Source organism: Dactylosporangium thailandense, assembly GCF_059739745.1.
Genome location: NZ_AP029195.1, coordinates 5764927 through 5786839, shown reverse-complemented (window position 1 = coordinate 5786839; position 21913 = coordinate 5764927). Strand labels below are relative to the sequence as shown.

Sequence of the window (21913 nt, the reverse complement as noted above, 5' to 3'; positions counted from 1 at the left end):
CAACGGCCGCCCGGTGCCGGTTCGTACGGTGTCCGCATCCGGCGACCCGACGTCCGCGGGCAGCCCGGTCCCCCCTCGCCGCGCGCGGACGGCCGCGTGGCAATCGGCAACGCGAACGTCCGCTGGTCTAGGGTCCCTGGGGTGGTTCTGAGCGCACAGGACGTTGTCGGCGTAATCGAGTCAGACCCGGGAGCAATGAGCGTCCTTCGGGCTACGGCCGACCTTGGATTACCGGACTGGTGGATCGGTGCCGGCTTCGTACGCAACCGCGTCTGGGACGCGATCAGCAGCCTCCCGGCCTCGCCGGAGCGCGACGTGGATGTCGCCTACTTCGACCCGGAGAAGCTGGACCCGCGCGAGGAGGAACGCGCCGAGGCCCGGGCCATGGAGGCCCTGCCTGGGGTGCCGTGGGAGATTCGCAATCAAGCACGGATGCATCTGCGCAATGGCGATGAGCCCTACACGTCCGCCCTGGACGCGATATCGCGCTGGCCCGAAACGGCAACGTGTGTCGCGGTTACGCTGCGAGGTGACGCTGTTCGCCTGGTGACCTGCCATGGGTTGGCTGACCTTGTGGGAATGGTTGTCCGCCCTTCTCCAGCCTTCAACAACGCAGCGGGCCGCGCGAAGGTACGGCGGCGCGTGGAGGTCAAGGGATGGGTCGGCCGATGGGCCGGGCTGCGGCTGGAGGTCTAGCGCTCCCGCCAAGCGAAGGTAGTTGGGTGACGGTCGGGATTGTTGCGCGCTTGGTCGTAGCGCATCGTGGTGCGCGGGTCGGCGTGGCGGGCGGCGATCTGCTCGTCGCGGAGGCTGGCCGCGGCCGGTCGCTGCAACATCATCTTTGGCGTCGGGTCTGGGTAGAGTGCCGCTGCATGGCCGCGGCAGTGTGGCACTCCGAGCCACGCGAACGCATCCGAAAACGCGCACCCGCTGCGGCATGAGCGTGCGTCATCGACGCCCGAGCGCCCGGGTCCGGTGGCGACTATTCAGGATGCCGTTCGCGCATCACGCGTGCGGCCGCCACCAGCCGCCTCGTACTGCCACCAGTTCGGCCGCTCGGCCTCGGGCGCCCCGGTACGCCTGTGTCGGGACCGCTCGACTCTGACAGCGGCGCAGCCGTTGCGATAGCGAAATATGGGGTCGACGGCTTCCACCGCTCGATCGTTCCGGTGTGCAATGGCAACGGCGTGTGCGGTTGCTTGGTGCGATGAGGCTCTTACACTGCCGGATTGACCGCTGCGGTGCGCAGAGTGTCGAGATCGGTGTGGTACCAGATGGATCGGATGAAGGCGTCTAGTTCCCCGCCTCGGGCGAGGTAGCGCAGTCTGCTGGTCTCCATGCCGTCGGGGAGCACGACTCGGCATTGTCCGCCCATCTGCGGCTGGTCGTTGCTGCTGATCCGTAGCATCGTCGCGATGTCGTACTCCGGGCCGACGCCCCTGATGAGGGCGAGGTCCGGGCCGTGCCTCAGGAGGTGATGGGCAGACCGGTACGGAGAAGGTCCCCAGTCAGTCACCTCGGCGCCGTTCGCCGACAGGATGTGGAACGAGCTGTACGGACAGAAATGTGCGGTTTCTCCGTCGACGTTGAGCGCGTAGCAGTCCGAGATGTAGGGCAGCCCGGAATTCAACGGGTAGAGCCAATCGATGGTCAGGTCGCTGTTGAAGCGCGCGAGCCCGTGTCCTTCCGGGCCGCTTCCGCCCATCGCCTCGTCGAAATAGCTGGTCCACACCTTGCCGGAGGGAGTGGCCAGCAGATCCTCGATCGCGTCACCGAGGTAGCTTCGGTGCTGGAGCTCGCCGGCGTCGGTCCACACCTCGGCGTTAGCTTCCCCGGACCGGGCCCGGGCAGCCGCCAGCAGCACGCGCCCCTCGGGCAGCGGCTGCACGAAGCTGACCCGCAGGTCGGATTCGACATCGACGGACCCGATGACACGCCGCCGACCCGCGGCATGCCGCGTCACCTGCTTACGGCTACCGTCTTCGCGGAACCGCCACACCGCCAACGCTGTCCCGTCGGGACCGACGCCGACCGCTTCCGGCTCACGCAGGGTGCCCGTTGGACTGGCGGGCATCACGAATCCATGGCGTCGCAATGATGCGACTGGTAGTTGCAAAGCCGCCAATCGCCGCAGAAGGTTGTCCCGGTCACGTTGCATGTCAGTCCTCACAGTGCCTGTCATCTTGACACGACATTCCCGCCAATCGTGCCTGCCAGACTCGCGCGAAGCGCGGCGGCGGACCGGCACCGAGCCACGGCGTGCGCGCTATCGGCAGTTCAGCGCATCGGGACATGCTCGGTACTCGTCACGCTAGGTGAGACAGGAGTCGGCCGGCCTGGCGCTCGCGATCGGCAGCATGAGCGCGCACGCTGTGCTCGGTATGGTGTGGCGATGTCCGTTGCCCAGGAAAGCAGCAAGTTGATCGTGGCAGCGGCAAGGTCTCGTTTGGTGCCGTACGGCATGGTGCACTTCGGACGCTCTAGGCTGTGGTACGCCGACCACCAGTGGTGGTTGACCGTTGTCGAGTTCCGGCCCGGACGCAGGCCAGGCACGTACCTCAATGTCGGTGCGATGTGGCTGTGGGCCGGCCGCGATCACTGGGCGTTCGACGAGGGCGCGCGGCTGTACTGGCGTCCGGACGGTGCCTGGACGTCCGAACCGCCGATCGGTGAACGAGGGTGGACCGAGCACGTCGACTTCCTGAATCCCGATCAGTTCGCGCGGGACGTCGCCGTAGTGGCTGACATCGCGGCCGGCCGGGCCGCCGAGCTTCGGCGGCAATTCCCCGACATCCATGCCGTCGCCGAGCAACGCCTCGCCCGGGTTGCCGCAGCAAATCTCTCAACTGACTGGGAGCAAACCTTGGCCGTCAAGGCATCAGAGATCCTTGATCTGCTGGGCGATCCTGCGATTCTGCATGAATACACTGCTCGTGTGGTCAATGACAGCAGGCAACGACTGAATCTTCCGGCCGTGCAGCTGGATCTCGATCGTCGGCCTTGATGTGAACGTCCCCCTCTTCGGCATGTCCGCGAGCAGGGCGACAAGACACGCCATGACGTTCCGTAGCGAGCCTCATCGCGGCTATGAGCGGATGCCGCCGGCGGCGATGCGCTCACCGGCGGGCTTCAGCGTCCACGGCCCTGGCGAGATATGCGTCGAGCTTGTCTCCCCACCAGGTCTCCTCCTGCTCAGCGGCGGTCCAGTACCGATCCGTCAGCTCAGCAAGCCGTTCGGCGTTGGACAGCCCGGCGTCCGGCCGCGCCACGGAGTGCTCAGGCAGGCCGTTCATCCCCTCGCGCCTGTCCGCCCACTCGCCGGTGACGGCGGCAACCGATGCGATCGCCAGCACCATCACGTCGGCCATCGCGGCCGCGCCGATGTCTCGCAAGGCCTGGACAGCCTGGGCGGCGTGCCGGCCGTGCGTATTGGAGAAGTACGCGAGCAGCGAGCCCTGGGAAATCTCGAAGTCGAGCCAGCTCAGGACCCACAGCACCCGCATCGGCGCGGGAAGACCCGCCAGCAGCTCGTCCTCGTCCCGCTCGGAACGACCGGCCATCACCACGTCGAGCTCGGTCAGCAGCACGGCCTGAAGATCACCGGCGGGCAGTCCACGCAGCTCCTGCCAGCTCAAACTCACAACCCGGATCTTCGCACCCGCCGAGACGGCTCCGGCCGACGGGCGACCTCACCAACGCAGCATGCGGATTGCGGCAAAGGCGGATGCCGGGTGCCGAGTCGTAGTCCCTAGTTCGGGGCGCGCCTCTCTCAGCCCGGGCGGTGTCACCACTGATTGGGCCAGCCGAGCACACTATGGCGATGATCGGCGGTTGGGTTCAGCGGCAGGCGTCAGCGTTCGTTGCACTGCAAGGACAGAATGTCGGCTCCTGGCAGGGCATCGAGATGGCCGTCCGCGGCGACGACGCACACTTCGAGTTCGGCGGCCCGGACGTACCCTGTCTGCAACTGCTCACACTGCGCATGACGCTCGCCGACGACTCGCCAGTGGTCGTCACCACGTACCAGGACGACGATGGGTTCGGGCTGGCGATCGACACCTGCAGCACCCGGCCATCCGAGGCTCCGGACGCCGGGTACCGGCTGCGGGCCCTGCCCGAGCTGCCCACGGGGCGAGTCCAAGAGGCCTCGACTTACCTGGATGGTGACCTGCTCGCTGAGGTGATGCTTCGGGTGGAAGGCCGGGAATTGCTGCTCGTCGCCGGCGAGGCAGACGAAGATCACTCCGGCCGACTCGTATGGCATCGCCTCGACGAGTCCGTGCTCGTCTTCACCCGGCCGGGCGACGCCGAAGCGATCCCGTGGGTGCCGGCGCGCACGCCGCTCCGTCTCATCGAGCGAAAGTGCCCGTGATCGGGTATCCGCTTCTCGGCATGAGCGCGAGCCGCAGGATCAGGTTCCGGACGGCGGCGTTCGACCGCCCGGGTCACCGCCGGCGGCAGCGGCATGAGGGCGACCGTGCCGCCCTTGCCGGCCGGAAACCGAGTTCGAGGACGGATGGCGTGTCGGCGGCGCCGCGGACGATCTCGCGGAGGTTCCACCACCCGACGTTCCGGCGGCGACATCCGCCGAGCTGCTCGCGACCCCGCGAGCACCTCGCGAGAGCCGCCGCTAGAGCATCGGGAGCAGGCCGATGCGGCCGTGGTACTCCCCGCCGATGCGGTCCGTGTCCGAGCCGACCAGCAGCCCGGCCGGGCACGTGACCAGGACGCCGACGCCGACGCCGCGGCTGTGCGAGGGGTTCCACGGCAGCGCGGCCCCGGTCGCGGGGTCCAGCGCGGCGATCCCGGAGCGCTCGACCGCGCCGGGGCCCTTGGACTTGTGCCCCTTCGGGTTGTCCATCCACTGCATGTGCCCGCCGACGTAGACGGCCGCGTCGGTCACGGCCACCGACCACAGCGTGTTCCCGCCGGTCCGGTTCACCCACACCGGCTGGTGGTTGCCGCTGCCGGCGACGTCGAAGCGGGCCGCGCTGTCGCACATCCGGGTCGGGCCGGACATGCCCCCGGTCGCGCTCACCACGATCCAGGTGCCGTCGGGCGCGAAGTCGACGCCGCGCAGATAGGAGTCGTACAGCGTGTTGCACCGCCCCGTGTAGGCGTCCGTCGACCAGCCGGAGACGGCCGGCGCGGCCCCGGCGTCGGCGACGACGAGCTGGGTGCGCTTCTGCCCGGCCGCGGAGTCGAACGCGCCCACCGCCGCCACCCGGGCGCCGTCGGCGCTGACCGCGACCTCCTCGACCTTCACCAGGCCCCGGTCGCGGCGGGCCAGCCGCAGGTCGAACGCGGCGTCGGTGGTCCCGGTCGCGGCGTCCACGCGGGCGAGCGCGACCCGGGGCAGGCCGCCGAGCTGGGTGAAACTGCCGCCGATGTACAGCCATGACCCCGCCGTCGCCAGGGTGCGGATCTGGCCCTTGCCGGCGGTCGCGGCGAACCCGGGCACCGTCGCGCCGGTGACCGCGTTCACCTCGGCCAGCCCGGTGCGCGGCTGGCCGTTGACCTTCGCGAACCGCCCCGCGACGAACACGCCGACGCCGTCGGGGGCCGGGGCGAGCGCGGTGACCGGCCCGTCCACCGTGGCGCTCGCATCGAGGATGCGCCCCGTGCCGAGCTCGAAGGCGAACAGATACCGCCGCTTGTACTTTACGCCGCTCGCCGAGTCCGCGACCTGCGTGAAGTCGCCCCCGACCACGACGTTGCCCCCGACCACGGCCATGGCGCTGACGGTGCCGTCGAGCACGTTCGGCGTCCACGCGACCGGCTTCTCGCTCACCACGCCGTGCTGGGCGACGCCCGCGGTCGCGGACCCGGCACCGGCCAGGACGAACAGCAGGACGGCTACGGCGAACAGGCGGCGCTTGGTGGACACGGACCTTCAACGACCCTTCGCGCAACTCGGTCACGGCGGCGTGCAGCCGTGCGGGGTCGGTCCTTCATGCCAGACTCGGCGGCCGATGGGCTTGTGACCGCGGTCTCAGTCCACGCGGCGGTCACCTCGCGGCAACAGGCTCGTGGCAGGCTCTGCCTCCTGGCCGACCAGGCCCATTCGCCACATTCCCCGTGCTTGGAGCCCCACCCCCATGACCCAGATCCAGGAGCCCGCCGTCGAGGCGCCGCCCGCGCCGGTCCGCGCCGCGTGGACCCGGCGGCAGCTCGTCGTCGTGCTCGTCATCGGCACCGCGGCGCTCATGGTGTCGCTGACCCAGTCGCTGCTGGTCCCGGTCCTGTCGGAGCTCGCCGTCGACCTGCGGGCGGGCGGGGACGGGGTGGCCTGGCTGCTCACCTCGACCCTGCTCGTCGGCGCGGTCGCGGTGCCCGCCTTCGGCCGCCTCGGCGACCTGTTCGGCACCCGCCGGATGCTGCTGGTGACCATCGGGGCACTGGTCGTGGGCTCGCTGATCTGCGCCCTGGCGGACAATCTCACCGTCATGATCATCGGACGGTCGGTCGTGGGCCTCGCCGTCGCCGCCGTACCGCTGAGCATCAGCCTCATCGGTGTCACCCTGCCCCGGGAGCACGCGCCCGCGGGCATCGCGCTGATCAGCGCCATGCTCGGCGTCGGCGGCGCGCTCGGCCTGCCGCTGGCCGGGCTCATCGCCCAGTACGCCGACTACCACGTGCTGTTCTGGATCTGCGTCGCCGGCGGCATCCTGACCGTGCCGGGCATCGTCCTGCTCGTCCGCGAACCGGCCCGGGTCGCCAAGGGCCGCATGGACCTGGTCGGCACCGCCCTGCTCGGCGCCGCGATGCTGGCCCTGCTGCTGCCGCTGGCCCAGGGCGCGTCGTGGGGCTGGACGAGCCCGTGGACCATCGGCCTGCTCGCCGCCGCCGTGGTACTGCTGGCCGTCTTCATCGCCGTGGAGCTGCGCCGCGCGTCCCCGCTCGTCGACGTGCGCACCACCGCCCGCCCGTCGCTGCTGCTGACCAACATCGCCTCGCTGTGCGTCGGCTTCGCCCTGTTCGCCACGCTGATCGGCACCGCCTCCTACGTGCAGGCCCCGGCGGCGACCGGCTACGGCTTCGGCCAGTCCGTCCTGGCCGGCGGGCTGTGCATGCTGCCGGGCGGCATCGCGATGCTGCTGCTGTCGCCGTTCTCGGCCCGCCTTCGCCCGCGCACCGCCCTCATCATCGGCTCGCTCATCATCGCCGCGGGCTTCGCGACCCGCATGGTCCTGGTCGACTCCCTGTGGCAGGTCGTGCTGGGCGCCACCATCTCGGGCGCGGGCACCGGCATCGCCTACGCGGCGATGCCGGGCCTCATCATCCACGCCGCCCCGCGCTCGGAGCTGGCCGCCGCGAACGGCCTGAACGCCCTCTTCCGCAGCGTCGGCAGCTCCCTGGCGAGCGCCATCGGCGGGGCGATCCTGGCGGCGCAGACGATCACGCTGGCCGGCCACGCCCTGCCGTCGCTGGCGGGCTACCGGACCCTGTTCGCCATCTGCGCGGGCGCTGCGGTGCTGGCCGCCCTGCTGGCGGTGTTCATCCCGAGGCACGCGGCCACCGCGGACGCGGCCCTGCCCGAGGACTGAGCCGTCACGCCCCGCCCGTCACGCCCCGGAGCCTAGAACGGGATCGCGGTCAGCCAGTCGCCGCCGCGCAGGGGGCGGTAGCCGAGCGGGGCCAGGGTGCGTACGACGGCGGGCATGTGCGCGGCGCCGTACACCACGGCGACCTCGATGTCCTCGGCCGCGCGCCGCTCGTGGATGCCGGCCAGGTCCGCGGTCAGGAGCCGGTCGCGCTCGACGAGCATGGTGCGGTTGAACAGCGGCGCCCGCACCTCGGAGTCGTCGCTCACCTCGAGGTTGCGGGCCAGCAGCCAGGCGCGGCCGCCGACGGCCATGCTGACGGTCAGGGCCGGCACCAGCAGGGCCAGGTCGAGCCAGCCCAGCAGCGGCATGCGGTCGCGGCGCCCGCGCAGGAGCAAGCCGTCCGGCCAGACGACCGGCACCCCGAGCGCGGCGTAGTCGATGTTCTGGTGCACGAGCCCGCCGGCCTGGCGCTGGCGGGTCAGGCGCATCGCGGTGACGTACGCCAGGCCGGTGGAGCTGGGCCCGTCGTACGTCTCCGCGACGATGAGCTGGGACCGCGCGATCCGCTCGGCGATGCGCCGGTAGTACTCCGGCCGTCCCATGTGGACGGTCGGGACGAGCACGAACCGCAGCGGTGTGTGCCGGTGCCGCAGCACCACGACCGCCGACCGCACGCCCAGCACGCTCACCTCGGTGATCTGCATGGCCGCCTCCCCGTGACGTGACCCCAGGGTAGGAAGGCGGCGCCGGGGTGTCAGGCCTCGACGGCAAACCTTTCCGCTTCCTTGAGCAGGCGGCGCGCGTCGGGCAGGGCGAGGTACCGCGTGTCGACCTCCATGATCAGGCTGACCGCGTCCGGGGAGTCCTCGACGTGGAACATGAGCTTCGGGCCCAGGAACGCGGCCGGCTCCTCGCGCAGCTCCGTGCGGGCCAGGGCGGCCCGCGGGTCCTCGGCGCCGGGCGGCGGGGCGGCGCTCGTGCGGCGGTCGTTGTAGAGCACCCGCAGGTCGACGCGGGCGCCGCGGTCGCGGCCGACGCGCTCCTCCAGGGCCTCGCGGTCGGCCGGGTCGTAGTAGGCGTACTTCGAGGCGCTCATCGACGCCGTCCGGACCCGCGCGATCGCCTCCTCCGCGCTCGCCCCGGTGACGTCGAGCACGCACAGGCCGTCCTGGGTCAGCGGGCTCACCACCTCGCGCAGGGAGGGCCGGAACCGGTTGCCGATGATGCCGAGCGCCACGAACGGGCTGCGGCCGACGCGGTGCAGGCCGGTCGCGAGCGCGGCCAGCAGGACCCAGGCCGGGTCGGCGCCGAGGCGGGCGGCGAGCCGGGCCGAGGCCAGGTGCAGCGCGGGGGAGCGCCAGTGCAGGCGGCAGAACGTCGGGTCGCCGTTGTCGGCGGCGTCCCCGAGCACGCTGAGCGGGACGGCGCGCAGGTGGTGCTCCCAGTACCGCATCGCCGCCGCCGTGTGCCGGCGCATCCCCGCCTCCCGTTGCGCCCGGGCCAGGTCCAGCGGCGACGGGGCGGTGTGCGGGCCGGGGTCGGCGGCGGCCAGGTCGCGCATCATGACCTCGACGCCGCCGAGGTCCGCGGCGATGTGGCACATGAGGGCGACCACGTGCGTGACGACGCCCCGGTGCCGGACCACGCCCATGCGCAGCGGCCACTCGGAGTCGTAGTCGAACTTGCGCTCCCGCCACCGCGCCGCGAGCGCCTCGGCGACCGCGGCCGGATCCTCGCCGGGGTCCTCGCCCTCGTGGATCTCCAGCGCCGTCTCGCCCTCGGCGAAGATCTCCTGGGTGACGGTACCGTCGCCGCCGAACCGCAGCAGCGTGCGCATCGACGGGTAGCGGCACATGTGGAAGCGCAGCTCGTGCACGAAGTCCTCGACGGTGCGCCCGTCGGTGACCGCGACGACGCCGCCCATCGGCAGCGACGAGCCGATGTCGACCATTGCCTCCCAGACCTGCTGCTGCCCCCACGCCAGCGGCCCGGTCCCGGCTCCGCGCCCCTCGAACGGCACGACGATGCGTTCCACCAGCACGGTGCGCTCCTGTCTGTTCACCCCCCGTTCCGACATCCGTCGCCCTGAATGCTGACACCACGCGATTCCCTTGCACGATCAGCCGTTCGGCTTAGTTCGTCACTTGAAATATCTCCCGATCCCCGGATATGGGTCCTTCCGGACACGCCCGCTCAGCGGAGGTGCGGTGGCGCGGCGGTGTGGTGCCGCGCCACCGCCTCGGGCGCTAGGTGCTACACGAGACCGTCGGCCAGGTCCAGTTGCCGTTGGTCATGATGGTCACGCCGAACGTGTTGCCGGCGCCGTTCGGTCTGCCCACCATCACCTGGGAGCTGGTCCAGGTCGCGTTCACGTTCCACGTCGCGCTGATCTTCGCCGGGCTCGGCACGGTCATGGTCACCGTCCACGCGTTGGTGCCCGAGACCGTCACGTTCAGGTTGTACCGGTCGCTCCACTGCTGGCCGGCCGAGAGAGTCGCCGTACAGCCGCCGCCCTGTGGAGGTGGCGTCGTGCCCCCGCCGCCGGGCGGAGTGCCGCCGCCGTCCGGGGCCACCGCGCGGCCCGTCTGCGGGGAGATCATGCCCGCGCACAGGTTCCGGCTCGCCAGGCCCTGCGCGATGCGCGGGATCGCGGCCAGGGTGTTGCCCGGCCACTCGTGCATGAGGATGATCTGGCCGTTGGTGAGGCGGGCGTTCGCGGCGACGATGGCGTCGACGCTCGCGCCGTTCCAGTCCTGCGAGTCGACGTCCCAGATGATCTGGGTCAGCCCGTACTTCGCCTCGACCGCCTGCAGCGTCCCGTTCGTCTCGCCGTAGGGCGGGCGGAACAGCCGCGGGGTGCCGCCGCCGGCGCTCGCGATCGCCTGCTGGGTGCGGGAGATCTCCGAGTCGATCTGGGCCTGGCTCTGCTGGATCAGGTGCGGATGGGTGTAGCTGTGGTTGCCGACCCACATGCCCGCGGTGACCTGGGCGCGGACCTGGGCCGGGTACGCGGCGGCGTACTGGCCCTCGTTGAACATCGTGGCCCGCAGACCGTTCTGGCGCAGGGCGTTGAGGATCGCGGGCGTGTGGTCGTTGGACGGGCCGTCGTCGAAGGTCAGCCCGACGTACCCGTTGCAGGTGGCGGCCCTCGCCGGGGCGGCCCCGACGACGCCGGTGGCGAACGTGGCGGCCGCGGCGAGCGCGAGGGCGCCGATCAGGAGACGGCAGGTGCCGTTGTTGGTGCGTCTGTTCATGTGCGCGCTTTCCTCCTCAGCAGGGCAGCGAGCCGTGACCCGGTGGGGCGGCCGGGTTTGACGGATGTCGATGGCGCAAGTATTGGGCGGCCCGTTCGGCGGTGTCAACGATTTCCGGAAGCGCCTGAGCCGGTTCAGCTGCCGTGACGTGCTGCTCCCCGGCTACGGGCACCTGAAAGTTCCGGAATTGGTTCCGAAAACGGCGGCGTGCGAAAATATCGAAAACTGTTGAAGGGGATGTGCGCGTGTCAGTCGAGGACGCAGGCCGGGTCACCATCACCGCGATCGCGCGCGAGGCCGGTGTGTCGGTGCCCACGGTGTCCCGGGTGCTCAACGGTCGCTCCGACGTGTCGCCCCAGACGCGCGAGCGGGTCGAGGCGATCCTGCGCGAGCACGGGTACCGTCGCCGGACCGCTCGCAACAAGCCCGCCGCGAACCTCATCGACCTCGTCTTCAACGATCTCGACAGCCCCTGGGCGGTCGAGATCATCCGCGGCGTCGAGGAGGTCGCCCACGCCACCGGCATCGGCACCGTGGTCTCGGCGATCCACGACAAGCCGGCCTCGGCCCGGCAGTGGCTGCAGAACCTGCGCGCCCGCGCGACCGACGGCGTCATCTTCGTGACGTCGGACGTGACCCCGCCGCTGCACGCGGAGCTGCGCCGCCTCGACATCCCGCTGGCCGTCATCGACCCGGCGGGCGTGCCGACCATCGACGTGCCGACCGTGGGCGCGACGAACTGGGCCGGCGGCCTGCGCGCGACCGAACACCTGCTGTCCCTGGGTCACCGGCGCATCGGCTTCATCGCCGGCCCGAAGCGCCTGCTGTGCAGCCGTGCCCGGCTGGACGGCTACGGCGCCGCCCTGGCCGCGGCCGGCCTCGACACCGACCCGTCGCTGATCCAGCAGGGCGACTTCTACCACGAGTCGGGCTGCTCGGGCGCCGAGGCCCTGCTGTCCCTGCCGGAGCCGCCGACGGCGATCTTCGCCTCGAGCGACCAGATGGCCTTCGGCGCGTACGAGGCCGTGCGCCGCCGTGGCCTGCGCGTGCCGGACGACGTGTCGGTGGTGGGCTTCGACGACCTGCCGGAGAGCCGCTGGACGTCCCCGCCGCTGACGACGGTGCGGCAGCCCCTGGCCGAGATGGGCCTGCTGGCCGCGCGTACGGTGCTGCGCATGGCCCACGGCGAGACGATCGAGACCCCGCGGGTGGAGCTGGCGACGGAACTGGTCGTCCGCGAAAGCTCAGCCCCACCCCGGCCGGCAGCGTGATGGTGCAATTACGTTCCGCTATTCGATTTCTGTCGATGTGTTAGGGTGAATCAATCAGGACAGGCACCCTCGGGACCCGCGTGGCCTACTCGCGCTGACCAATGTTCTCCATCAGTGGCGCTCGCAGCAGCCGGCCGATCGGCACGATGGTGGTGACAAGCGCCAGCACGGCGGTGCCGCCCAGCACCAGCGCCCACCCCAGCGGAGGCACATACGGCAGCAGGCTCCCCGTGAGCGCCTTGACCACGGCGATCAGCGTCACCGCGGCGATCGCGACTCCGAGCAGGAGCGCGGTGCCCAGCAGCCCGACCTGCTCGGCCCGCACCATCCGCGCCGCCTGCCGGCGGGTCACCCCGACCAGCCGCAGCAGCGCGAGCTCCCGCCGCCGGGACAGCGCCGCCATGACCATCACGTTCGCCGCCGCCAGCGCCGCGTAGCCGACCATCACCCCGATCAGCAGCCGGTTCAGCCACGCGCTGACGGCGAGGTCGTTGCCGACGCGGGCGGTGAGCTCCGAGGCGGCGGTGACCCGGCCGCCCGGGTAGCGGGCCGCGATCCGCGCGAGCGCGGCGTCGACGTCCGCGCTCGCCGACCCCGGGCCGCCCGAAGCCCCGGGGTCGGTGCGGACCAGGATCGCCTCGTCGGTCGCCGCCGCCGTGTGGCCCGCCACCGTCGCGCGGGACAGGGTGAAGTCGCCGAAGCCCAGGCCGCGGTCGTAGACCGCCGCCACCGTGAGCGTCACCGGCGTCCCGTCGCCGAGGCGGATCTCCGCCCGCGAGCCCGCGTGCCAGCCGTGCGTGCCCGCGCGCATCGACGACACCGCCATCGTGTCCGCGGCCAGGGCGTCCAGGCGGCCCTCCGTCACGCGCAGGTCCACGGTCCCGGCCAGGCCCGCCGGGTCGACGACCTGCGCGGGCGCCGTGTCCAGCTCGCCCATCAGGGTCACGAGAACGTTCGTGTGCGAAAGACCCGTCGCCGCCCGCACGCCCGGGAGCCGGCGGACCTCGTCGGCCGCGGACGCCGGCAGGCCGCCGGGCGCCGCCAGGGCGCGATCCGCGCGCAGGCCCGCCGCCGACTGCGACACCGTCCCGCGTTCCAGATTGTCCTGGACGAACCAGACGGACCCGCCGAAACCGACCGCCAGCACCAGCGCCGTCACCACCGCCCCCGAGCCGCGGGCGTTCGCGCGCAGGTTCGCCACCGCCAGGCGGCCCGGGGCCGTGCGGAACACGTGCGACCACACGCGCGCGGCGAACGTGTTGATCCACGGCGCCAGCAGGGCCACGGCCGCGGTGAACAGGTAGAGCATGCCCGTCGCCGCCGCCAGCGCCGTCTGGCCGCTCGCGGCCACGGTGAAGGAGCTCGACGTCGCCGTGCCGGCCAGGACCACCACGCCCGAGACCAGCCGCGCCCGGCCGCCGCGCGCCGGCTCCACCGCCGCCTCGCCCAGGGCCTCCGTCGGGCGCACCCGCGTGATGCGGCGGCCGGCCAGCAGCGCGGCCGCCACCGCCGCCACCACCGTCAGCAGCGCCACCGCGGCCGCCGCGACCAGCCCCGGCGACATCGGGAACGACGCCGGGACGAAGCCGCGCGACACCAGCGAACCGTGCACCCAGCGCGCCGCCAGCAGGCCCGCCGGAACGCCCAGCACCGCGGCCGCCGCGCTCACCCACGCCGCCTCGGCCACCAGCAGCCGGCGGGCCTGGCCCGGCGTCGCGGCGATCGCGCGCAACAGGGCCAGCTCGCGGCGGCGGTGGCGCACCGACAGCCCGACGGTGCCGGCGACCACGAAGACCACCAGCAGCACGACGTAGCCGCCGAAACTGGCGCCGGCCAGGATCAGCAGGTCGCGGGCCGCCCCGTCCGCCGACCGCAGCGCGCGGCCGCGGTCCTCGCCGGCGTACACCCGCAGGTCCGGGCCGGCCAGCTTCGCGACCGCGGCCAGGGACGGGGTGCCGAACACGGCGATCGCGCCCGGCCGCGGCGACAGGGCGGCCGCCCGCGCGTCGGTCAGGAACACCGCCGCGGCCGGGCCCGTGGCCACGCCGCTCACCCGGAACCGGAGCGGATCGCCGCCCACCACGGCGTCCACAGTGGACCCCGGGGCCAGGCCGAGCCGGGCGTCGGCCACGATCTCGTCGTCGCTCCCCGGTGGATTTCCTTGTTGCAAGGTGTACGGCGAGAGCCCCGCACTGTCCCACCCGTGCCCCTCGACGAATCCGCCCGCGACGAACACCGGCACGGTCACGTCGACGACGACGCGATCGACCGAGGGCAGCGCGCGGATTCGCTCGGCCAGCGAGATCGGCACCGTCCCGCCCTCCGGCAGGGTGATCGTGCTGGTCTGCGGGGAGCCGTCGAGGTCGCGGGACGAGACGGTCACGTCGGGCCGGGCGACGATGATGTCGGCCGCGGCGTACCGGCCCGCCGGGGGCACATAGCGCACGCCCGACTCGACCAGGACACCCATCGCCGTCAGGATCATCGCCCCGGCCACGAGCGCGAGCAGGGTCGCGACCGCCGAGCCGGGGCGGTGGCGCAGCATGCGGAAGGCCAACCGGCGCATGGCTAGGACCCCCGCACCATCGAGCGGCGGTCCAGGGACGCCAGCAGCGACGCGATCTGCGTGACGCCCGGCTGGGGCTGGTCGCGCACGATGCGGCCGTCGGCGAGGACGAGCACGCGGTCGGCGTAGGAGGCGGCGACCGGGTCGTGGGTCACCATCACCACGGTCTGGCCGTGCTCGTCGACGATGCCGCGCAGCAGCGCGAGCACGTCGGCGGCGGTGTTCGTGTCCAGCGCGCCGGTCGGCTCGTCGCAGAAGACCACGTCGGGGCGGCTCGCCAGGGCGCGGGCGATCGCCACCCGTTGCTGCTGGCCGCCGGAGAGCTCGGCCGGGCGGTGACCGAGCCGCTCGCCGAGGCCGACCCGGGCCACCACGTGCGCGAGCCACGCCGGGTCGGGCCGGGTGCCGGCCATGCGCAGCGGGAGCTCGATGTTCTCGGCCACATTCAGCGCGGCGATGAGGTTGAAGGCCTGGAAGACGAAGCCGATCCGGCCCCGCCGCAGCTCGGTCAGCCGCGTCTCGGACAGCCGCGACAGCTCGGTGTCGCCGATGAAGACCCGGCCCGACGTCGGCCGGTCCAGCCCCGCGGCGGTCTGCAGCAGGGTGCTCTTGCCCGAGCCCGAGGGGCCCATGACCGCGGTGAACGTGCCGCGGGCGAACGTGGCGTCGACGCCGGCCAGCGCGTGCACGGCCTGCGCGCCGGAGCCGTACGTGCGGGTCAGCGCCTCCACGCGCACCGCCGCCGCGGCCGCTGTCGTGACGGACATCGTCTCGTGTCCCTTCGTGTCGTCGAACCGGAAGTGCGCGCACCGAAAACGGTATGGCGCGGTTCGACGACGGGCGATGCAGCCCGCTGGCGGATCGTGGTACAGCAGGCGCTACCAACACCCCGTGCGAGTGACTGGTGCGGGAGGGCTAGGGCCAGGCGAGGGCGCGCAGGCCGGCCGGCCCGCCGTTGACCACGTCCCGGTCGTGGCTGTGCGCCTGATCCGGATTCCCCGGCGCGTACTGCCACAGCGCGAACGTCGTCCACCCGGCAGGCAGCTTCGGCGGCCCCTTGGTGTAGTTGGCGATGTCCAGCGGGTAGTCGCCGTAGGACGTGTCGTTGCCCGTGCAGGGGTTCCACCAGTACGTGTTCGTGTAGATCATCGGCTTGCGGCCGATCTCGCGCTCGATGCGGCCGATGAACGCGCCGATCCAGGCCCGCATCTGCTCCGGGCTCAGGTCGTAGCAGGGGCCCGCCTTGACCCCCGCGTAGGGCCACTCGAGGTCCACGAACGGCACCAGCGTGCGGGCGTCGCGGGTGAACCGGGCGTGGCGCAGGAAGTGCTCGGCCTGCCCGACCGGGTCGCCCTTGTCCGGCCGCGCGTACACGTAGGCGCCCACGTACCGGCCCGCGGCCCGGGCGGCGACGTAGTCGGCGGCGAAGTGCGGGTTGACGTACGACAGGCCCTCGGTCGCCTTCACGTAGACGAACTGGCTGCCGGCCGCCACCTCGGTCGGCCAGTGCACCGTGAACTTCCGGTGGTCGTGGCTGGAGATGTCGATGCCGCCGATCGGGTAGCCGGCCGGGCGGCCCTGCTCGATCGCGGCCACGGCCGTCGGCGACGGCGGCTCCGGCGGCGGGCCGGGCACCGCCGGACCGGGCGGCGCGGACCCCACGCCCCAGACGAACCCGGTGAGCACGAGGAGTACGAACGCGACCGAGCGCCGCTCGTGCGGGGTTCGGGCCATACGGCGCAGGCGGAGGCGTGTGACTCGCCAGGCCACCCTCCACCGCACCGCCACGAGATCCAGTGTGCCCCGAGTCCGCCGGCACGGCATGCGCACGGCGGCCGCGCGACCGGCGATGGTCACCCAGCGTGGTCGAGGCAGTCCCCGCACCATGTAGATGCCGGGGCGATGAGAGCGATAACACGTTTTCCGGAAGCAGTCTCGTTCAATGTTTCCGGCGCTTTACACGCCTGATGGGGTGTGCCAACATACGGCTCGGCCAGGGGTGCCGGGGCGGTGTGACCGCCGGCGCCGGCGGTCGCGGGTCGGAAGGGATCAGCGGTGACGCAGGGTGAGACCGTGCCGGTGCACGATACGACCTCGCTCGTGCGGTCCGCGCAGGCCGGAGACGAGCGCGCCCTCGACGCGCTCATCGCCGGGCACCTGCCGCTCGTCTACAACGTGATCGGCCGGGCGCTGAACCGGCACGCCGACGTCGACGACCTCGTCCAGGAGACGATGATCCAGGTCGTGCGCGGGCTGCCGGGGCTACGCGAGCCGGACCGGTTCCGCTCCTGGGTCGTGGCGATCGCCTACCGGCAGATCCAGATGCACCGCCGCGGCGCGACCCGGCGCCACCCGCCCGCGCGGGAGGTGCCGGAGGAGCTCGCGGACCCGGGCGGCGACTTCGAGGAGCGCAGCCTCACCGGGCTCATGCTCGCCGGGCAGCGCCGCGAGCTGGCCGAGGCGACGCAGTGGCTCGATGACGACGATCGGCATTTGCTGGCCCTGTGGTGGCAGGAGGCGGCGGGGGAGCTGACCCGGGCCGAGCTCGCGGCCGCGATGGGGGTGCGGCCCAACCACGCGGCCGTGCGGGTGCAGCGGATGCGGGCCCAGCTCGACGCCGCCCGCGGGCTCGTGCGGGCCCTGCACGCCAGCCCCCGCTGCCCCGAGCTGGCCGAGGTGCTCAAGCCGTGGGACAGCAGCACCGACGCGCTGTGGCGCAAGCGGCTCACCCGGCACGTGCGCGGCTGCCGGCGCTGCTCCGAGCTCGCCGCCGACCTGCTGGCGCCGGAGAAGCTGCTGCCGGGCATCGCCGCGCTGCCCCTGCCCGTCTTCGCGTTCGAGGGGTTCAAGGCCGCGGGGACGGCCGGCACCGGAGTGTTCGCGCACCTGCAGCACATCGTGCAGACCAAGGCCGCCGCCGTCGCCGCGGTCGTGGTGGTGGCCGGCGGCGGGCTCGCCTTCGCCGTCTACGAGACGCCGCTGTCCGGCGAGGACCGCCCGGGCGGGGTCGCCGCGCCGCCCGCGACCGGGGGAGCGGTCGCCCCCGACCCGCCGGGCTCGACCGCCTCCGCGGCGCCGGCCCCGCCCGGCCCGGCGAGCACCGCCGGCCTGGTCCGCGCCGAGTACTTCGTCGCCCCCGACGGCGACGACGGCGGCGACGGCGGCATCGAGCACCCGTTCGCCACGCTGACCAAGGCGGCATCCGTGGTCCGGCCCGGCCAGACGATCGCGCTGCGCGGCGGGACCTACCGGCCCACCTCGCCCATCGTGCTGGACACCAGCGGCGACGAGACGCATCGGATCACGCTCAGCTCGTACGGCGACGAGCACCCCGTCATCGACGCGAGCCGGATCCCGAAGGACAAGTGGGCGATCACCCAGCACGGCAGCTTCTGGACCGTGCAGGGGCTGGAGGTCAAGAACTCGGCCAGCCACGCCTACGTGTGCCTGTCGTGCAGGCAGAACCTGTTCGTGCGCCTGTCGCTGCACGACAACGTCGAGTCGGGCCTGACCCTGCGCGGCGAGGGCACGACGGGCAACCAGGTGCTCGACAGCGACTTCTTCAACAACCACGACCCGGCCGACCAGGGCCAGTCCGGCATCGGCATGGCCATCAAGTTCGGCTCCGGCGAGAACAACATCGTGCGCGGCAACCGCGCCTTCAACAACGCCGACGACGGCTTCGACTTCGGCGACTTCGCCAGCCCGATCGACATCCAGCACAACTGGGCCTACGGCAACGGCGTGAACCGCTGGGGCGTGGCCGGCTGGAAGAGCAACGGCAACGGGTTCACCTTCGGCGGCGGCAACCCGCCGGTCGCGGCGAGCCACAGCGTGCGCCACAACGCCGCCTGGGGCAACGTGCACAACGGCTTCGCCGACGGCGGGAACCCGGCCGAGCTGCGGCTGTCCAACAACACCGCCTACCGCAACGGCGCCACCGGCTTCGGCATGCCGACGACCCCGGCGACGCTGCGCTCCAACGTGTCGATCGGCAACGACGACTCCGTGTCGATGGGCTCGGGCGTGCACACGAGCCGCAACACCTGGGACGAGGGCACGTGGACCGCCGCGATGTTCCGCTCCACCGACGCGACCGCCGCGCAGGGCACCCGCCGCGCGGACGGCACCCTGCCGGCCACGGACTTCCTGACCACGGGCAACGGCATGGGCGCCTCCATGTCCGAGTCGTGAAACTTTCACCGTTGCATCAGCACTTTTGATATTTGTACCGGATTCGCGTTATCGACGGCTGGTCCCGCCATCTACGGGAGTGCGCCCCCGCGCCTCAGTCCCACCCCCGTAGGAGAGGACGACCATGTCGCCACAACCCGTCGCCGGTGCCCGCCGGCGGCCGAGACCCCGAACCATCGCCGCGGTCGCCGTCACGGCCGCGGTCCCCGCCGCCGTCCTGGCCGCGACCGTCTGGCCGTCGGAGGCGGCCACCACGCCGGTCGCCGGTGGCGTCTACACGCTGGCCTCCGGGGCCAGCGGCAAGTGCGTCGACGTCGCGGGCGCCTCGACCGCGAGCAGCGCCCTGCTGGTCCAGCTGGCGTGCAACACCGCGGCGGCGGACATGCGGTGGAAGGCCGTCGCGCAGAACTCGGGCCAGTTCCAGCTCGTCAACGGCAACAGCGCCAAGTGCGTCGACGTGCCGAGCGCGAGCACCACGCCGGGCACGCAGCTGCAGCAGTACAGCTGCGGCGACAACACGAAGACGAACCAGCTGTGGACGTTCGCCGCCTCGAGCGCCGCGGCCGGGAAGTTCATCGTGAAGTCGGTCGCGACGGGGCTGTGCCTCAGCGACAAGGACGGCTCGACGGCGGGGAACAACCCGATCGTCGAGGAGACCTGCTCGGACATCGCCCGGATGCAGTGGTCGTTCAACTACGTCACCGGCGCGACCTCGGGCCCGACGACCGGCACGGGGACCAAGCCGACGGTGGCCGCCGACGGCTCGGGGACGTACAAGACGGTGCAGGCGGCGATCGACGCGGTGCCCGCGAACAACACCACGCGGCGGGTCATCACCATCAAGGCCGGCACGTACCGGGAGATCGTGACGATCCCCGAGAACAAGCCGTTCATCACGCTGCAGGGCCTCGGGTCCGGGCCGGCGAACACGGTCATCGTGAACAACCACAGCTCGGCGGGCGGCTACGGCACCTCGGGCAGCGCGACCGTGTTCATCAACGGCCACGACTTCAAGGCGACCAACCTGACGATGTCCAACGACTACGGCGAGGGCAGCCAGGCGGTCGCCGCGAGCCTCAACGCCGACCGGGCCGTCTACGACAACGTGCGGTTCCTCGGCAACCAGGACACGATGCTGGTCTACCACTACCGCTCGTACCTCGTGAACTCCTACGTCGAGGGCACCGTCGACTTCATCTTCGGCGGCGGCACCGCGGTGTTCAACAAGAGCACCATCTACGAGCGGCGCAGCACCGGCGGCCCGATCACGGCCGCGAACACCGACGCCGGGCAGACCTACGGCCTGCTGTTCTACCAGTGCACCATCACCGGCGCGACCGCGAACGTCACGCAGCTCGGCCGGCCCTGGGGAGCCGCCGGGCAGGTGCTGTACCGGGAGTCGAACCTCAGCAACACCATCAAGACCGCGCAGCCGTGGACCGACATGTCCGGCAACTCGTGGAAGAGCGCGCGGTTCTTCGAGTACCGCAACACCGGCGCCGGAGCCGGGACCAACAGCAACCGCCCGCAGCTGAGTGACGCGCAGGCGGCGAACTACACCCCGCAGAAGTACCTCGCCGGAACGGACGGATGGAACCCGCTGTGAAGACAAGCAGGAAGCTCGCGATCGCCCTCGCGGCCGCCACGGTCCCGGTGACCGTGCTGACCGTCGCCGTCTGGCCCTCGCAGGCCGCGACCGCCCCGGCCGGCGGCGGCGTCTACACCCTTGCCGCCGGCGCGTCGGGCAAGTGCGTCGACGTGACCGGCGCCTCCATGGACAACAGCGCGCCGCTGGTGCAGGTGGCGTGCAACACCGCCGCGGCGGACCAGCAGTGGAAGGCCGTCGCGCAGGCGAACGGCCAGTTCAACCTGAGCAACGTCGGCAGCGGCCGGTGCATCGACGTGCCGTCGTCGAGCACCACGCCGGGGACGCAGCTGCAGCAGTACGGATGCGGCGACGGCACGAAGACGAACCAGCTGTGGACGTTCACCGCGTCCACCGCCGCGGCCGGGAAGTACCTCGTGAAGTCGGTCGCCACCGGGCTGTGCGTCAGCGACAAGGACGGCTCGACGGCCGGGAACAACCCGATCGTGGAGGAGACCTGCTCCGACATCGCGCGGATGCAGTGGAGCTTCAACTCCGTGACCGGCTCGACCTCGGCGCCGACGACCGGCTCCGGCGGGCGCACCTGGTCCAACACCGCGGACGGGTTCGCGAGCACCAACGGCGGGACGACGGGCGGCGCGGCCGGCAGCACGGTCACCGTCACCACCTACGCGGACCTGCTCAAGTACGCGACGTCCAGCTCGGCCTACACCGTGCGCGTGAACGCCACGATCACGGTGCCGCAGTACGGGTACGAGATCCCGGTGACGTCGAACAAGACCATCATCGGCGTCGGGAAGAACGGCCGGATCAAGAACGGCGGGTTCTTCCTCGGGGCCGGGGTCCACAACGTGATCATTCGGAACCTGACGATCGGGGACACGGCGGTGGCGTCGGACGACCCGGACGACAAGGACTTCGACTACGACGGCATCCAGATGGACACCGCCGACCACGTGTGGATCGACCACAACACGTTCACGAACATCAACGACGGGTACATCGACTCGCGCAAGGACACGTCGTTCGTGACCGTGTCGTGGAACCAGCTCGGCAACCACAACAAGGTTTTCGGCATCGGCTGGACCGACAACGTCACCGCCCGCATGACGATCCACCACAACTGGCTGCACGACAACAACCAGCGCAACCCCAGCGCCGACAACCTGGCCTACGCGCACCTCTACAACAACTACCTGGCCAACATCACCAGCTACGGCAACTACTCGCGCGGCTCGACGAAGATGGTGCTGGAGAACAGCTACTTCGACCACGTCAACAACCCGTACTACCCGGACAGCACCGCCCAGCTGAAGCAGTCCGGGTCCATCGTGGTCAACAGCACCGGGCGCAAGGACACGTCCGGCTCGGCGTTCGACCCGCACAGCTTCTACTCGTACACGCTGGACCCGGCGGCCGACGTGCCGACCCTGGTCAAGACGTACTCCGGCCCGCAGCCGAACATCGGGGTGTGA

Annotated in this window: 18 protein-coding genes; 9 read left to right on the top strand and 9 right to left on the bottom strand. The window is 71.7% G+C overall.

Features of this window, described 5'->3' with window-relative positions:
- The first annotated feature begins 141 nt into the window (after positions 1-141).
- Positions 142-696, top strand: coding sequence for a nucleotidyltransferase family protein (locus tag AC6JBM_RS25270; RefSeq protein ID WP_497986049.1), 555 nt, complete (start codon positions 142-144; stop codon positions 694-696).
- A gap of 520 nt (positions 697-1216) precedes the next feature.
- On the opposite strand, the gene AC6JBM_RS25265 is transcribed toward AC6JBM_RS25270, so the two are convergent.
- Positions 1217-2074, bottom strand: coding sequence for a hypothetical protein (locus tag AC6JBM_RS25265; RefSeq protein WP_497986048.1), 858 nt, complete (start codon positions 2072-2074; stop codon positions 1217-1219).
- A gap of 318 nt (positions 2075-2392) precedes the next feature.
- Here AC6JBM_RS25265 and AC6JBM_RS25260 point away from each other — a divergent pair, with 318 nt between their 5' ends.
- Positions 2393-3004, top strand: coding sequence for a hypothetical protein (locus AC6JBM_RS25260; protein WP_497986047.1), 612 nt, complete (start codon positions 2393-2395; stop codon positions 3002-3004).
- Positions 3005-3116: 112 nt separating this feature from the next.
- Here AC6JBM_RS25260 and AC6JBM_RS25255 read toward each other — a convergent pair whose 3' ends face one another.
- Positions 3117-3587, bottom strand: a complete 471-nt coding sequence (locus AC6JBM_RS25255) for a DMP19 family protein (RefSeq protein WP_497986046.1) — start codon at positions 3585-3587, stop codon at positions 3117-3119.
- 227 nt (positions 3588-3814) lie between these two features.
- On the opposite strand from AC6JBM_RS25255, the gene AC6JBM_RS25250 reads away from it, so the two are divergent.
- Positions 3815-4372, top strand: a complete 558-nt coding sequence (locus AC6JBM_RS25250; RefSeq protein WP_497986045.1) for a hypothetical protein — start codon at positions 3815-3817, stop codon at positions 4370-4372.
- Between the two features lie 258 nt (positions 4373-4630).
- On the opposite strand, the gene AC6JBM_RS25245 is transcribed toward AC6JBM_RS25250, so the two are convergent.
- Positions 4631-5593, bottom strand: a complete 963-nt coding sequence (locus AC6JBM_RS25245) for a PKD domain containing protein (protein ID WP_497986044.1) — start codon at positions 5591-5593, stop codon at positions 4631-4633.
- Positions 5594-6098: 505 nt separating this feature from the next.
- Between AC6JBM_RS25245 and AC6JBM_RS25240 the strand changes: the two genes are divergently transcribed.
- Positions 6099-7547: an MFS transporter gene (locus AC6JBM_RS25240; RefSeq protein WP_497986043.1), complete on the top strand. Its 1449-nt coding sequence runs from the start codon at positions 6099-6101 to the stop codon at positions 7545-7547.
- A 32-nt stretch (positions 7548-7579) separates the two neighbouring features.
- Here AC6JBM_RS25240 and AC6JBM_RS25235 read toward each other — a convergent pair whose 3' ends face one another.
- The 3 genes from AC6JBM_RS25235 to AC6JBM_RS25225 form a co-directional block, all read right to left on the bottom strand.
- Complete coding sequence (locus AC6JBM_RS25235) at positions 7580-8251, bottom strand: hypothetical protein (RefSeq protein WP_497986042.1); 672 nt, start codon at positions 8249-8251, stop codon at positions 7580-7582.
- A gap of 50 nt (positions 8252-8301) precedes the next feature.
- Entirely contained in the window at positions 8302-9609 is a 1308-nt protein-coding gene (locus AC6JBM_RS25230; protein ID WP_497986041.1) for a condensation domain-containing protein, read from the bottom strand.
- A gap of 184 nt (positions 9610-9793) precedes the next feature.
- A complete protein-coding gene (locus AC6JBM_RS25225; RefSeq protein ID WP_497986040.1) occupies positions 9794-10801 on the bottom strand; it encodes a polysaccharide deacetylase family protein in 1008 nt (335 codons plus the stop codon).
- A gap of 64 nt (positions 10802-10865) precedes the next feature.
- Here AC6JBM_RS25225 and AC6JBM_RS25220 point away from each other — a divergent pair, with 64 nt between their 5' ends.
- A complete protein-coding gene (locus tag AC6JBM_RS25220) occupies positions 10866-11033 on the top strand; it encodes a hypothetical protein (protein ID WP_497986039.1) in 168 nt (55 codons plus the stop codon).
- Between the two features lie 13 nt (positions 11034-11046).
- On the top strand, positions 11047-12072 hold the full coding sequence (locus AC6JBM_RS25215; RefSeq protein WP_497986038.1) for a LacI family DNA-binding transcriptional regulator: 1026 nt from the start codon (positions 11047-11049) through the stop codon (positions 12070-12072).
- Between the two features lie 85 nt (positions 12073-12157).
- Here the strand turns inward: AC6JBM_RS25215 and AC6JBM_RS25210 are convergent, their stop codons facing one another.
- From AC6JBM_RS25210 to AC6JBM_RS25200, 3 genes are all read right to left on the bottom strand, one after another.
- Complete coding sequence (locus AC6JBM_RS25210) at positions 12158-14638, bottom strand: FtsX-like permease family protein (protein WP_497986037.1); 2481 nt, start codon at positions 14636-14638, stop codon at positions 12158-12160.
- Between the two features lie 2 nt (positions 14639-14640).
- Positions 14641-15405, bottom strand: a complete 765-nt coding sequence (locus AC6JBM_RS25205) for an ABC transporter ATP-binding protein (protein ID WP_497986036.1) — start codon at positions 15403-15405, stop codon at positions 14641-14643.
- 148 nt (positions 15406-15553) lie between these two features.
- On the bottom strand, positions 15554-16372 hold the full coding sequence (locus AC6JBM_RS25200) for a GH25 family lysozyme (protein WP_497986035.1): 819 nt from the start codon (positions 16370-16372) through the stop codon (positions 15554-15556).
- 321 nt (positions 16373-16693) lie between these two features.
- On the opposite strand from AC6JBM_RS25200, the gene AC6JBM_RS25195 reads away from it, so the two are divergent.
- The 3 genes from AC6JBM_RS25195 to AC6JBM_RS25185 all read left to right on the top strand — a co-directional run bounded on the left by AC6JBM_RS25195 (position 16694) and on the right by AC6JBM_RS25185 (position 21913).
- Positions 16694-18832, top strand: coding sequence for a sigma-70 family RNA polymerase sigma factor (locus AC6JBM_RS25195; RefSeq protein ID WP_497986034.1), 2139 nt, complete (start codon positions 16694-16696; stop codon positions 18830-18832).
- 124 nt (positions 18833-18956) lie between these two features.
- Positions 18957-20438 carry a pectinesterase family protein gene (locus tag AC6JBM_RS25190; protein ID WP_497986033.1) on the top strand — a complete coding sequence of 494 codons (1482 nt, stop codon included), beginning with the start codon at positions 18957-18959 and terminating at the stop codon, positions 20436-20438.
- Complete coding sequence (locus AC6JBM_RS25185; RefSeq protein ID WP_497986032.1) at positions 20435-21913, top strand: RICIN domain-containing protein; 1479 nt, start codon at positions 20435-20437, stop codon at positions 21911-21913. Before AC6JBM_RS25190 ends, AC6JBM_RS25185 begins: the two co-directional genes overlap by 4 nt.